Below are 13,058 nucleotides of genomic sequence, written 5' to 3' on the forward strand. Positions count from 1 at the left end.
CGGTCATGCGCGGCGCGGGTCCCACCGGAAGTAGCGGCGGGTGGACCAGAGGCCGACGCCGATCCACAGCAGGCCGATGCCGATCGCGACGGCCGACACCTGGAACGACTCCAGGAAGCCCACGGCGGGGGCGGCGTCGGCGGTGAAGTCGCGGCCCAGGATCGCGGTGCGCATCATCGCCACGATGGGCGACAGCGGCAGCATCTCGGCGACCCGCTGACCCCATTCGGGCAGCACGCTCACCGGGAACATGAGCCCGGCGCCGAACATGCTCACGAACAGCACGGGCAGCGCCACGAGCTGGGCCACCTCGTAGTTGGGGATCAGCCCGGCCGTGCCGATCGCCAGCGCGGCGAACACGGCGGCGCCCAGCAGGAACGCGAGCAGCAGCAGCGGGATGTTGCTCGGCATCGGCGCGCCGGCCACGCCCATGGCGAACACCAGGATGATCACCGCCTGGACCGCCCCGAGGATGGTCGCGTGCACGATGTCACCGGCGAAGATCGCGCTGGTGGGCAGCGCGCTGCCGCGCAGCCGCTTGTAGACGCGCTCCTCGCGCCGCACCACCACGGCGGTGGCGATCGTCATGTACGAGAACGGCAGCACCACCGCGATCGCGCCCACCGCCGCGAACACCCCGGCCGGCACGCCGTTCACCATCTCGGCCCCCTGCGGGCCGCTGGTGTAGACGAACGCCAGGAACAGCGGCAGCAGCAGGACCGTGAACGCCATGCCGCGCTGCCTCAGCAGGACCGTCTGGTTGAGCCGCGCCTGCGCCCACACCATCGACAACCAGTTCACGCCGCCACCCTCTCCGCCGCTGCCACCTCAAGGAAGATCTCTTCGAGCGTCGGCCTGCGGACCTCCAGGCCGTCCAGCTCCCTGCCGTGCTGGTGCGCCCAGCTCAGCAGCACCCGCAGGTCCTCCTGCGGCTGGTGGGTCTCCACCGTGTACGCATCGCCGCTCAGCGTCACCGAGCGCCCGGCCGTGCCCGGCACGTACGGCAGGTCGCCGGGCAGGACGCCGGGCAGCCGGAACGTGACACGGGTGCCGCGCCCGCCGACCACGTCGGCCAGCGACCCCTCGGTGACGATCCGGCCGCCGTGCATGATGGCCAGACGCTGCGCGAGCTGCTCGGCCTCGTCCAGGTAGTGGGTCGTGAGCAGGACGGTGGTGCCCTCGGCGACCATGTCGCGGATCAGCTCCCACACGTTGCGCCGCGCCTCGGGGTCCAGCCCGGTCGTGGGCTCGTCGAGGAAGAGGAGCTCGGGCCGGCCGAGCACGGCCAGCGCCAGGTCCAGGCGCCGCTTCTCGCCGCCGGAGAGCTGGGAGACGCGCACGCCCGCCCGGTGGGGGAGCCCGACCCGCTCCAGCACCTCGCCCCTGGGCAGGGCGTTCGGGGTCCAGCGGCGCCAGGCGTCGACGGTCTCCGCGACCGTGAGGTCCTTGTAGAAGCCCGCCTCCTGGAGCACGATGCCCATCCGGTGGCGCACCTCGGCGCGCTCGCCGATCGGGTCGTGGCCGAGCACGCGCACCTGGCCGCTCGTCGGCGGCGCGTAGCCGGCCAGCACGTCGAGCGTGGTCGTCTTGCCCGCGCCGTTGGTGCCGAGCAGCGCGTACAGCTCGCCGCGGCCGACCTCGAAGCCGATTCCCCTGACCGCTTCGAAGTCGCCGTACTTCTGGTGCAGGTCCCGCACCTCGATCGCTGTCGTGTTCACGGACCTCACTCTGCCGGGCGGAGTGGCCCGCCCGGCAGTGTGCGTTCTCAGCGATCTCCCGGGAGGATCGCGGGGTCAGACGGTGACATTTGTCATGCGGCCGCCGCGTGCTCGGTCCTGGTGGGCAGCGGGGTGATCTCGGCGCTCTCCCGGCGGGGCAGGAACCGGGCGGCGCCCGCGATCAGCAGGCCCAGCACGACGGCCAGGCCGAGCGCCGTGCGCAGCGACGTGGCGTCCGACAGGAAGCCGATCACCACCGGGCCCAGCAGCAGGCCCGCGTAGCCCATCGCCCCGGCCTGGGCGATCGCCGGGCCCGGGTTGGGGGTGGCGGTGCCGGCCAGCGAGAGCGTCAGCGGCGAGATCGTCGCCACGCCGAGGCCGACGAAGAACACCGCGCCGAGCGCCACCACGGCGGCGGGCGCGGCCAGCACGACGGCGAAGAACCCGGCCGTGGCCAGCCCGGAGACGGTCAGCATGCCGCGCACGCCGAAGCGGGAGCGCAGCCGGTCACCGGTGAGCCGGGCGATCAGCATGCCCAGCTCGAAGATCGGGTAGCCGAGCGCGGCCACGGCCTCCGGCGCGCCCATCGTGTCGCGCATGTACAGGCCGTTCCAGTCGGCGACCGTGCCCTCGACCATGAACGCGAAGAACATCAGCGCGCCGAGCAGGTAGACGACCGGCGGCATGCGGCGGCGGGCCGCCGTGGCGCCCTCGGCGACGGGGGCCTCGGGCAGGTAGGTCCGGCCGATGGCGATCATCACGGGCAGCGCGAGCAGGCCGACCAGCGCCACGTTGGCGGTGAACGACAGGCCCAGCGCGATCGACAGGCTGCCGACGCCGCCCGCCGCGATCGCGCCGACGCACCAGCCGGCGTGCATGCCGTTCATCAGCGGCCGGCCGTAGGCGCGCTCGACCGTGGAGCCCTGGGCGTTCATGGCGATGTCGACCATGCCGAACGCCATGCCGAACACCGTCACCGCGCCGAGCAGCATCGGCAGGTCGGGCGCGAACGCCACTCCCACCAGGCTGAGCGCGGTCAGCGGCCCGCCCACGCGCAACACCGTCCGGCTGCCGGCGCGGGCCATGACGCGGCGCATCGACTGCATGGTCACCAGCGCGCCCAGCCCCCACACGAGCAGGATGGTGCCGACCATGGATTCCGACAGATGGAGCTTGTCGGTCAGCGCGGGGATGCGCACCGTCATCGTGCCCACCATCAGACCGGCCAGGACGAAGGTGAGGACCGCCCCGTACCGGGCCATCCTCAGGTCGCGCGTCATAAGGCACCTCACAAAAGCCCGGCTCGCGCGAGCCGGGCGGGAACGAACGGAAAAAGGAGAAAAAGGGGGGAGGGGGGAAGGTCAGAGCATGGACCGCAGGCGGGCCTCCAGGGCCCTCAGGTCGCTCTCGCTGTTGAGCTCCGGCTCGTGGCTGGCCACGTCCCAGAGCCCTTCACAGGCCAGGCGCACGATCTGCGAGGCGAGCGGGTCGGGCTCGTCGGCGAGCCCTTCGCGGTGCCATCGGGCCATCGCCTCACGCAGCGGGGCGAGCAGGAAGATGTTGCCCGACGCGCCGGTGACGACGGCCCATCGTCGCAGCCTGCCCTGACGGACGGCGGCCAGCGTGGCGCCGAGGTAGCGCTCGGTGTAGGTGGCGTCGTCCTGGGCGGCCAGGAGATCGTCGAACTCCTGGATCAGCCGCTCGACCATGCCCTTGATCAGGGCTTCCTTGGTCGCGAAATGGTAGAGGAGGCCGCCCTTGCTCACACCGGCGCGGTCGGCGACGGCGGACAGGGTCAGCGCGGCCGAGCCCTGGTCGCAGAGCAGATCCTCTGCGGCGTCCAGCAGCTCGTCCCTTCTCATGCCCTCTACTGTACCGTCCGGACGGTACAGTAGCAAACGAGATACCCTAGCCGGGTGAGCAGACCGTCGGCCTATCTTGATCACGCGGCGACCACGCCCATGCTTCCCGAGGCGATCGAGGCCATGACGGAGCAATTGGGCAGGGTCGGCAACGCCTCCTCCCTGCACGCCGCCGGCCGCGAGGTCCGCCGGGTCGTCGAGGAGTCACGCGAGACCATCGCCGACGCGCTCGGCGCCCGCCCCAGCGAGGTCGTGTTCACCTCCGGCGGCACCGAGGCCGACAACCTCGCCATCAAGGGCCTCTACTGGGCCCGTCGCCCCCGGCAGCGCCTGCTGATCAGCTCGGTCGAGCACCACGCCGCCCTCGACCCGGCCCAGTGGCTGGCCGACAGCCAGGCCGCCCAGGTCGAGCTGCTGCCGGTCGACGAGCACGGCCGCGTCCACCCCGACACGCTGCGCGCCGCCGTCGAGCGCGACCCCGACGACGTCGCCATGATCAGCGTCATGTGGGCCAACAACGAGGTCGGCACCATCCAGCCGGTCCACGTCCTGGCCGCCATCGCCCGCGACCACGGCATCCCGTTCCACACCGACGCCGTCCAGGCCGTCGGCCAGCTCCCGGTGTCGTTCGCCGAGTCCGGCGCCGACGCGCTCACCCTCACCGGCCACAAGATCGGCGGCCCGATGGGCGTCGGCGCCCTGCTGCTGGCCAGGGGCCTCACCCCGGTCTCCGTCCAGCACGGCGGCGGCCAGGAGCGCGACGTGCGCTCCGGCACCCTCGACGCTCCCGCCATCGCCGGGCTCGCCGCCGCCGTGCGCACCGCCGTCAAGGAGCAGGCCGAGCAGCAGCGCCGCCTCACCGCCCTGCGCGACGACCTCATCGAGCGCGTACGGCGAGCCGTCCCCGACGTCGTGCTCAACGGCGACCCCGACGACCGGCTGCCCGGCAACGCGCACTTCTCCTTCCCCGGCTGCGAGGGCGACGCGCTGCTCATGCTGCTCGACGCCAGGGGCGTGGAGTGCTCGACCGGGTCGGCCTGCTCGGCCGGGGTGGCCCAGCCGTCACACGTGCTGCTGGCGATGGGCGCCGACGCGGCGGCGGCCCGCGGCTCGCTGCGCTTCACGCTCGGGCACACCTCGACCAAGGCCGACGTCGACCGGCTGATCGAGGTGCTCCCGGCGGCCGTCGAACGCGCCCGCCGGGCCGGCCTCAGCTGATGAACGCCGCCACCGCGCTCCACGCGGGGTCGGTGGTGACGTCGACGCGGGCCTTGCCCTCGCCCCACGTCGCGGCCAGCGCCTCGACCTGACCGCGCACCTCGCCCGCCGGGTCGGCGTAGAGGTGGAAGATCCGGTGCCCCTCGGCGCTCAGGTGGGCGGCCAGCACCCACGCGCCCGGGACGCGCGACAGCCGCTCCTCGAAGTCGCGCAGCGCCTCGACGGAGTCGCCGGCGGGCAGCTTGCCGGCGTCGCGGCCGGCGTAGGGCAGGGTGACGGCCAGGTGTTCGTCGTAGAGCGGGTAGTCGACCGGCCGCAGCGGGAAGCGGGCCGCCGCCGTCAGCGGCTTGCCCCGCGCCGTCCTGCCCTCCAGCGCCACCCACTGCTCCCCGTCGAACTCCGCGGCCAGGTCGGCCACCACGGCGGGCAGATGGACGGCGGGCACCGCGTCGATCGGCTGGAACGTCACCGCGGTGATCTCGCCCACCCAGCGGGCCACGTCGTCCTCGCCGAGCACCGCGTCGAGCGCCAGCAGCGCCGCGTCGAGCCGGGCGTCGTCGTCCAGCTCGGAGAAGATCGGGTGGTAGGCCGACACGTCGACCCGGGGCGCGCCGCGCGGCACCCGCAGCCCGAGCATCAGCTTGCCCACCCCGAGCTCGTAACCGCCCGCCTCCAGCGTGAGCTCACCCGCCTGCGGGTTGGCCTGCCGCGACGGGTGGAACTCCCACACCAGGTCGGCAGGCGGCGCCGCCAGCGCCCAGCGGTGGGCCAGCGGCCGCAGCTCGGCGTCACCGGCGGCGGTCACGACCAGCGCGTGGACGGCGTTGCGGCCCGGCGCCACCTCGCAGACCAGGCCGGAGTGCAGCGCGCTGACGGCCGGGGCCAGCGTCTCGGCGAGCGAGGCGCGGTCGCCGGCGGCCACCTTCGCGTCGAGCCCGGGACGGGCCTCCTCCCACCACCGCCAGAATTCCGCGATGCGCTCGGCGGAGTCGTCCTCGCCGTTCTTGCGCCCGAACAGTCGCATGCCGTAGATACTCCCAGACGGCTGCCGCGGGTCGCACAGCAAGTACGCTGGGATGGTCATGGGAATGCGTGTGCTTGCCGCCATGTCGGGCGGCGTCGACTCAGCCGTGGCCGCCGCGCGGATCGCCGAGGCCGGTCACGATGTCACCGGTGTGCATCTGGCCCTGTCGGCCAACCCGCAATCGCACCGCACGGGCGCGCGCGGTTGCTGCACGGTCGAGGACTCGCGCGACGCCCGCCGCGCCGCCGACGTGATCGGCATCCCCTTCTACATCTGGGACATGGCCGAGCGCTTCCAGCGTGACGTGGTGGAGGACTTCGTCGCCGAGTACGCGGCCGGTCGCACCCCCAACCCGTGCCTGCGCTGCAACGAGAAGATCAAGTTCGCGGCGGTGCTCGACCGGGCGCTGGCGCTCGGCTTCGACGCCGTCGCCACCGGCCACCACGCCCAGCTCGTCGACGGCGTGCTCTCGCGCAGCGTCGACGCCGGCAAGGACCAGTCGTACGTGCTCGGCGTGCTCACCCGTGAGCAGCTCAGCCACGCGATCTTCCCGCTGGGCGGCTCCACCAAGGCCGAGGTGCGCGCCGAGGCCGCCCGGCGCGGCCTGACCGTCGCCGACAAGCCCGACAGCCACGACATCTGCTTCATCGCCGACGGCGACACGCGCGGCTTCCTGGCCAAGCGGCTCGGCTCGGCCGAGGGCCCGATCGTCGACGAGGACGGCGAGGTCGTCGGCAGCCACCACGGCGCCCACGGGTTCACCGTCGGCCAGCGCAAGGGCCTGCGCATCGACCGGCCCGCGCCCGACGGCCGGCCGCGCTACGTGCTGTCGATCGAGCCGGTGTCCAACACGGTGACCGTCGGCCCCCGCTCGGCGCTGGAGGTCACCTCGATCTCCTGCGAGCGCCCGGTGTGGAACGGCCCCGAGGCCGACGGCGAGCTGACCGTCCAGCTCAGGGCGCACGGCGAGGTCTACGGGTGCCGCTTCGAGGAGCGTGACGGCGGTCTGGTCATCGACCTCGACCGGCCCGCGACCGGGGTGGCGGCGGGCCAGGCCGCGGTGCTCTACTCGGGCGCCACGGTGATCGGCTCCGCCACCATCGCCTCGGCCGCCTAGAGCGTGACCGACTCGCCGGTCTTCAGCCGCCGCATGTCGGCCTTCTGCACGTCCGACTCCAGCCGCAGGTAGTTGTCGACCAGGCCCAGCCCGAAGTCGTTGAGCAGCCCGTCATGGGTGGAGAACGCCCGGGCGGGCCGCACCTCCCGCAGATAGCCGACCATCTCCGACAGCTTCATCCACGGCGCGTTGGTGGGCACCAGCAGCGTGGGCACCTCGACGCCCGGCACCGTCAGCGCGTCGCCGGGGTAGAACACCTCGTCGTCCACGAGAAAGCCGACGTTGCTGACGATCGGCACGTCCGGATGGTTCTTGGCGTGCCACTCGCCGAACACCCGGACCGAGAAACCGGCGGCCTGGAAGTCGTCGCCGTGCTCCACCACGTGGACCCGGACCGGCACGCCGGACAGCTCGGCGGCGACGGCCGCGCAGGTCCAGACCTCCAGGCCGGGCGAGGCGGCGGCCAGCCGGTCGATGTCGAGGTGGTCGGCGTGCTCGTGCGTGACCAGCACCGCGTCGGCGCCGTCGAGCACCGGATCGGCGGTGAACGTGCCCGGGTCGACCACCAGGACCTTGCCGTCCTTCTCCAGGCGTACGCAGGCGTGACCGTACTTCGTGAGCTTCATCTTCGAGAGCCTACGCTTGTCCCATGCTGACGTGGGGAGCCACCGGAGTCGGGTCGCATCCGGGCGAGGATCATCTTGAGGCGTTGCGCGTCGTGTTCGGGGAGGTGCCTGGGCTGCCCTACCTGCCGGAGCTGCCGGCGCGGGGGGTGGGGGCCGACCTGGTGGGCCGTACGGCGGCGCTGCTCGTCGACCTGCCCGTCGAGGTCCAGCCCTCCGGGTGGCGGATCGCCGGCCGGCCGGGCCGCGACCACCAGCGGGCACTCGACCACCTCCGGCGTGACCTCGACGGCCTGGAGGAGGTCGGCCACGACTACGCCGGGCCGCTCAAGCTGCAGGTGTGCGGGCCGTGGACGCTGGCCGGGGCGATCGAGCTGCGCCACGGCGACAAGGTGCTGTCCGACCCGGGGGCCGTGCGCGACATGATCGCCTCGCTGGCCCAGGGCGTCGCCGACCACTGCGTGCAGGTGCGGCGGCGGCTGCCCGGCGTGACCGAGATCGTGCTGCAGCTCGACGAGCCGGGGCTGCCCGGCGTGCTGGCGGGCACGGTGCCGACGGCGTCCGGGTTCGGGCGGCTGGCGGCGGTCGAGGAGTGGCGGGTGGAGGAGTCGCTGCGCTCCTTCACCGACCCGGTGGTGCACTGCTGCGCGCCGTCGACGCCGTTCGCGCTGCTGCGCCGGGCCGGCGTGCGGGCGGTCTCGGTGGACGCGTCGCTGATCAGGCGGCGCGACGAGGACGCCGTCGGCGAGCTGGTCGAGGCCGGGATCGGGCTGCTGCTCGGGGTGGTGCCCGGCAGGGACGCGCGGCTGCCCGACGTGGGCGTGGTGGCCAAGCCGGCGCTGGAGCTGTGGCGGCGGCTCGGGTTCGCGCCGGAGCGGCTGGCCGGGCAGGTCGTGCTGACCCCGTCGTGCGGGCTCGCCGGGGCTTCGCCCGCCTACGCCAAGGCGGCGCTGGCGGCGTGCCGGAGGGCCGCCGACGTGCTGCGGGACGATCCTGGCAGCGAATAGGCTGGAGCGGCTACGGAGGGAGTGCACGGGGTGAGCGAGCAGGCAGGGGGCGTGCCCGTGACCGCGCTGGAGCGGCACGCCGAGCTGAGCGAGCTGGTCGAGGACGCGCGCTACCGCTACTACGTCGAGGATCAGCCGACGGTCAGCGACGCCCAGTTCGACGCGTGGTTCAACGAGCTGCTGGAGCTGGAGCGGGAGCATCCGTCGCTGCAGACGCCCGACTCGCCCACGCAGAAGGTCGGCGCCCCGGCGGCCGGCGACTTCGCCAAGGTCGACCATCTGGCCCGGATGGAGAGCCTGGACAACGTCTTCAACGCCGAGGGCATGGCGGAGTGGACGGCCAGGGCCGAGCGGCTGGCCGAGCACGACCCGGGCCCCTACCTGTGCGAGCTGAAGATCGACGGGCTGGCCGTGGCGCTGGTCTACCGTGACGGCAGGCTGGAGCGGGCCGCCACCCGCGGCGACGGGCGCACCGGCGACGACGTCACGGCCAACGTGCGCACGATCAAGGGCATCCCGCACCGGCTCACCGGCGACGACGTGCCGAGCCTGGTCGAGGTGCGCGGCGAGGTCTACATCCCGGTCGAGGACTTCAAGATCCTGAACGAGCAGCTCGTCGAGCAGGGCGTCGCGCCGTTCGCCAACCCGCGCAACTCGGCCGCCGGGACCCTGCGACAGAAGGACCCGCGCGTCACCGCGCAGCGGCCGCTGCGCATGCTCGTGCACGGGGTCGGCGTCTGGGAGGGCGCGGCAGAGCCGCAGGCCCAGTCGCAGGTCTACGACCGGCTGCGCGAGTTCGGGCTGCCGGTCAGCGACCTGTACAAGGTGGTCGACGACCTCGACGGCGTCAACGCCTACATCGAGCACTACCGCGAGCACCGCCACGACCCGGCGTACGAGATCGACGGCGTGGTGGTCAAGGTCGACAGGTTCCGCATCCAGCGAGAGCTGGGCTCCACCTCGCGGGCGCCGCGCTGGGCGATCGCGTACAAGTACCCGCCGCAGGAGGTCAACACCAAGCTGCTGGACATCCAGGTCGGCGTGGGGCGCACCGGGCGGATCACCCCGTTCGCCGTGATGGAGCCGGTCGTGGTGTCCGGCTCGACGGTCGAGCGGGCCACGCTGCACAACGCGGCCGTGGTGGTCAAGAAGGGCGTGCTCATCGGCGACACGGTCGTGCTGCGCAAGGCGGGCGACGTGATCCCGGAGATCATCGGCCCCGTCGCCGCGCTGCGCGACGGCACCGAGCGGCCGTTCGAGATGCCGACCCACTGCCCGGAGTGCGGCACCGAGCTGGCCTACGAGCGCGAGGGCGACGCCGACCTGCGCTGCCCCAACGCGCGCGGCTGCCCGGCGCAGATCCGCGAGCGGCTGTTCTTCGCCTCGCGGCGCTCGGCCCTCGACATCCGCGGCCTCGGCTACGTCGCGGCCACCGCGCTCACCCAGCCGATCCCGTCGCAGGAGCCGGTGGTGCGCACCGAGGCCGACCTGTTCGACCTCACGCTGGAGCAGCTCGTCCCCATCAGGTCCGTGGTGCGCGACAAGGACTCCGGCCTGCCCAAGCTCGACGAGAAGACCGGCGAGGAGAAGGTCGTCTCGTTCTTCTCCAACGTCGACGGCCGGCCCAGCCAGAACGCCCATCTGCTGATGGACGAGCTCGCCCGCGCCAAGGAGGCGCCGCTGTGGCGGGTCCTGGTCGCGCTGTCGATCCGGCACGTCGGCCCGCCCACCGCCCAGGCGCTGGCCGAGGCGATGGGGTCGATCGAGGCCGTCATGAACGCCTCGGAGGAGGAGCTGGCCGAGGTTCCCGACATCGGCCCGCGCGTGGCGGCGACGATCCGGGAGTGGTTCCAGGTCGACTGGCACCGCGAGATCGTCACCCGCTGGAAGGCGGCGGGGGTGCGCATGCGCGACGAGCCGCCCGAGGACGTCGAGGAGCTGCCGCAGACGCTCGAGGGGCTCACCTTCGTGGTGACCGGCACGCTGCCGGACCACACCCGCGAGCAGGCGGGCGCGGCCATCGCCGCGCGGGGCGGCAAGGTGGCCGGCTCGGTGTCGAAGAAGACGTCGTTCCTGGTGGCGGGGGAGAATGCCGGGTCGAAGTATGACAAGGCGCTCTCGCTGAAGGTGCCGATCCTGGACGCCGAGGGCTTCCGCGCCCTGCTCGAACAGGGCCCCGAAGCCGCCGCCGAGCTGGCCTTCAAGGAAGAAACCCCGCCTACGTAGCGTTGGGCTAATAACACGCTGGGTGGGTATATGCCGGGAAGGCGACGTGACGGAACGTACGCGCTTGGTTTCGCGAAGTGGGGTTAAGGTCGTACCCTCCCATAGTGACCTAATGGGGGTTCTGTTACCGATGACTGACCCAACCGACACCCGCGACACAGGACCGCGCGTCGGCACGCCCCTCTGGGCGTTCCTCGCGGGCGTCACCGTGATCGGCTTCACCGCGCTCGTCGTCGCCCTGCTCAGGCTCGACACCGCCGAGTTCGCCGAGCTCGTCCGCACGCCGCTGTTCTGGGTGCTCGCGGTCCTGGTCGTCCTCGGTGAGCTGCGGCCCGTCATGGTGTCGTCCGCCACCGCCGTGGGCGGCACCTACCCGTCGACGATGTTCACCTTCGCCGTGCTGCTCCACTTCGGGCTGCCGGTCGCCGCGCTCATGCAGGCCGTCGCCGTCGTCGTCAACGGCGTGGCCACGCGCAAGGCCTGGCACCGGGTGATGTTCAACATCGCCCAGTCGACGCTAGCGCTGACCACTGCCGCCGTGGTGCTCGGCGTGTTCCGCATCGTGCCCAGCGCCGCCCTGCCGTGGGTGCCCTCGGGTCCCGACCTGCTCGCCATCGCGCTGTCCGGCGTCGCCTACTTCGCCGCCCGCGCCATGCTCGTCAGCGGCGCGGTCGCCCTGCACGAGCGCCGCTCGATCGTGCGCGTCCTGCGGGTCACCGCCGGCCCGCAGAGCCTCGTGTACGCCGCGCTCCTCGGCCTGGCCCCGCTGGTCGTCGTCGTCATGAGCCATTCGCCGGGGCTGGTGCCGCTGTTCGTGGCGCCGCTCGCGGCCGTTTACTTCACCGCCACGCTCTCCATGCGCCGCGACCACCAGGCGCTGCACGACGAGCTGACCGGGCTGCCCAACCGCAAGATGCTCATCGTCTCCACCGAGGAGGCGCTCGCCGAGGCCCGCCAGGACGAGCGGGTCGGCCTCTTCCTCCTGGACCTCGACCGGTTCAAGGAGGTCAACGACACGATGGGGCACCCGGTCGGCGACCGGCTGCTGCAACTGGTCGCCCACCGCCTCACCCACTCCGTCCGGCCCGGCGACGTCGTGGCCCGGCTGGGCGGCGACGAGTTCGCGGTGCTGCTGCCGTCCATCCGCGACGCCCACGCGGCCCGCGAGGTCGCCGCCCGGCTGCGGGCCGCGCTGACCGAGCCCGTACGGCTCGAAGGCATGTCCTTCGACCTCGACGGCTCCGTCGGCATCGCCCTCTACCCCGACCACGCCCCCGACTTCGAGCTGCTGCTCCAGCGCGCCGACGTCGCCATGTACCTGGCCAAGGAAGGCCGCACCGGGGTGGAGCTCTACCAGCCGGACAAGGACCGCAACTCGCCCGAACGGCTCAACCTGCTCGGCGACCTGCGCCGCGCCATCGACAACGCCGACCTCAAGCTGCACTACCAGCCCAAGGTCGGCCTCACCGGCGGCGCCGTCCACGGCGTCGAGGCGCTGCTGCGCTGGCACCACCCCGTGCACGGGCCGATCGCCCCGTCCGACTACATCCCGCTCGCCGAGCAGTCCTACCTCATGCGCCAGCTCACCGAGTACGTCATCCACGAGGCGCTGGAGCAGGCGGCCCGCTGGTGGCACACCGGGCTGCAGATCCCGATCTCGGTCAACATCTCCGCCCGCGACCTGCTCGGCTCCGCGCTGCCCGAACAGCTCGAAGCCGGCCTGGCCAAGCTCCGGCTGCCGCCCGCCGCCATCCAGCTGGAGGTCACCGAGCGCATCCTGACCGGCGAGCAGGCCTACACCCACGAGACCATCAAGGCCCTGGCCACGCTCGGCGTCCCCCTGGCGCTCGACGACTTCGGCACCGGCTACTCCTCGCTCATCCGGCTCCAGCGGCTGGCCGTCTCCGAGGTGAAGATCGACGCCTCGTTCGTGCGCCGCATCGCCGAGTCCGAGGACGACGACCGCATCGTCCGCTCCATCGTCGACCTGGTCCGCTCCCTCGGCCTGCGCTCGGTCGCCGAGGGCGTCGAGTCCGACGAGGTCGCCCTGCGGCTGGCCGAGATGGGCTGCGACGTCGGCCAGGGATGGCTGTTCGGCCAGCCCATGCCCGCCGCCGACGCCACCGCCTGGCTGCTGCGCCGCGCCGACGCCTCCTACGACCTTCGCTCCGAGGTCACCCAGACCGCCTGACCAGCGGACCGGCGCACGGGTAATGGTTCGGAGGCGATCGGCCGACGCCCCTAGGATGTGAGTGTCCAAACT

11 protein-coding genes are annotated in these 13,058 nt (G+C 72.7%); 5 read left to right on the forward strand and 6 right to left on the reverse strand.

Going from position 1 to position 13,058, the window contains the following annotated elements; genetic code table 11:
• Positions 1-3 precede the first annotated feature (3 nt).
• The 4 genes from ACWDXC_RS05485 to ACWDXC_RS05500 all read right to left on the reverse strand — a co-directional run bounded on the left by ACWDXC_RS05485 (position 4) and on the right by ACWDXC_RS05500 (position 3,580).
• On the reverse strand, positions 4-801 hold the full coding sequence (locus ACWDXC_RS05485; protein ID WP_449978342.1) for an ABC transporter permease: 798 nt from the start codon (positions 799-801) through the stop codon (positions 4-6).
• Entirely contained in the window at positions 798-1,718 is a 921-nt protein-coding gene (locus ACWDXC_RS05490; protein ID WP_308125623.1) for an ABC transporter ATP-binding protein, read from the reverse strand. The genes ACWDXC_RS05485 and ACWDXC_RS05490 overlap by 4 nt, the downstream gene beginning before the upstream one ends.
• A 92-nt stretch (positions 1,719-1,810) precedes the next feature.
• Positions 1,811-2,998, reverse strand: coding sequence for an MFS transporter (locus ACWDXC_RS05495; protein ID WP_449978346.1), 1,188 nt, complete (start codon positions 2,996-2,998; stop codon positions 1,811-1,813).
• Between the two features lie 81 nt (positions 2,999-3,079).
• A complete protein-coding gene (locus ACWDXC_RS05500; protein WP_449978349.1) occupies positions 3,080-3,580 on the reverse strand; it encodes a TetR/AcrR family transcriptional regulator in 501 nt (166 codons plus the stop codon).
• Between the two features lie 54 nt (positions 3,581-3,634).
• Here ACWDXC_RS05500 and ACWDXC_RS05505 point away from each other — a divergent pair, with 54 nt between their 5' ends.
• A complete protein-coding gene (locus ACWDXC_RS05505; protein WP_364175965.1) occupies positions 3,635-4,798 on the forward strand; it encodes a cysteine desulfurase family protein in 1,164 nt (387 codons plus the stop codon).
• On the opposite strand, the gene ACWDXC_RS05510 is transcribed toward ACWDXC_RS05505, so the two are convergent.
• Positions 4,791-5,822, reverse strand: a complete 1,032-nt coding sequence (locus tag ACWDXC_RS05510; protein WP_449978353.1) for a DUF695 domain-containing protein — start codon at positions 5,820-5,822, stop codon at positions 4,791-4,793. The two genes, ACWDXC_RS05505 and ACWDXC_RS05510, sit on opposite strands and share 8 nt — an antisense overlap.
• 58 nt (positions 5,823-5,880) lie before the next feature.
• Between ACWDXC_RS05510 and mnmA the strand changes: the two genes are divergently transcribed.
• Entirely contained in the window at positions 5,881-6,939 is a 1,059-nt protein-coding gene (gene mnmA, locus ACWDXC_RS05515) for a tRNA 2-thiouridine(34) synthase MnmA (protein WP_449978355.1), read from the forward strand.
• Here the strand turns inward: mnmA and ACWDXC_RS05520 are convergent.
• Positions 6,936-7,565 (reverse strand): MBL fold metallo-hydrolase, encoded by a 630-nt coding sequence (locus ACWDXC_RS05520; protein ID WP_219501046.1) that lies wholly within the window; start codon positions 7,563-7,565, stop codon positions 6,936-6,938. The genes mnmA and ACWDXC_RS05520 overlap by 4 nt on opposite strands.
• Before the next feature lie 23 nt (positions 7,566-7,588).
• On the opposite strand from ACWDXC_RS05520, the gene ACWDXC_RS05525 reads away from it, so the two are divergent.
• From ACWDXC_RS05525 to ACWDXC_RS05535, 3 genes are all read left to right on the forward strand, one after another.
• Positions 7,589-8,569 carry a methionine synthase gene (locus tag ACWDXC_RS05525; protein ID WP_449978358.1) on the forward strand — a complete coding sequence of 327 codons (981 nt, stop codon included), beginning with the start codon at positions 7,589-7,591 and terminating at the stop codon, positions 8,567-8,569.
• 30 nt (positions 8,570-8,599) lie between these two features.
• Entirely contained in the window at positions 8,600-10,795 is a 2,196-nt protein-coding gene (gene ligA / locus ACWDXC_RS05530) for an NAD-dependent DNA ligase LigA (RefSeq protein ID WP_449978361.1), read from the forward strand.
• Positions 10,796-10,925: 130 nt separating this feature from the next.
• The gene (locus ACWDXC_RS05535) at positions 10,926-12,986 is read left to right on the forward strand and encodes a putative bifunctional diguanylate cyclase/phosphodiesterase (protein ID WP_449978364.1); all 2,061 of its coding nucleotides are present in this window, start codon (positions 10,926-10,928) and stop codon (positions 12,984-12,986) included.
• The last annotated feature ends 72 nt before the right edge of the window (positions 12,987-13,058 follow it).

The sequence above is a fragment of the Nonomuraea sp. NPDC003214 genome (assembly GCF_053590035.1).

Coding starts and splice junctions, on each gene's coding strand:
- ACWDXC_RS05520 (WP_219501046.1), bottom strand. CDS start 7,565: ATGAAGCTCACGAAGTACGGTCACGCCTGCGTACGCCTGGAGAAGGAC.
- ACWDXC_RS05510 (WP_449978353.1), bottom strand. CDS start 5,822: ATGCGACTGTTCGGGCGCAAGAACGGCGAGGACGACTCCGCCGAGCGC.
- mnmA (WP_449978355.1), top strand. CDS start 5,881: ATGGGAATGCGTGTGCTTGCCGCCATGTCGGGCGGCGTCGACTCAGCC.
- ACWDXC_RS05500 (WP_449978349.1), bottom strand. CDS start 3,580: ATGAGAAGGGACGAGCTGCTGGACGCCGCAGAGGATCTGCTCTGCGAC.
- ACWDXC_RS05535 (WP_449978364.1), top strand. CDS start 10,926: ATGACTGACCCAACCGACACCCGCGACACAGGACCGCGCGTCGGCACG.
- ACWDXC_RS05495 (WP_449978346.1), bottom strand. CDS start 2,998: ATGACGCGCGACCTGAGGATGGCCCGGTACGGGGCGGTCCTCACCTTC.
- ACWDXC_RS05525 (WP_449978358.1), top strand. CDS start 7,589: ATGCTGACGTGGGGAGCCACCGGAGTCGGGTCGCATCCGGGCGAGGAT.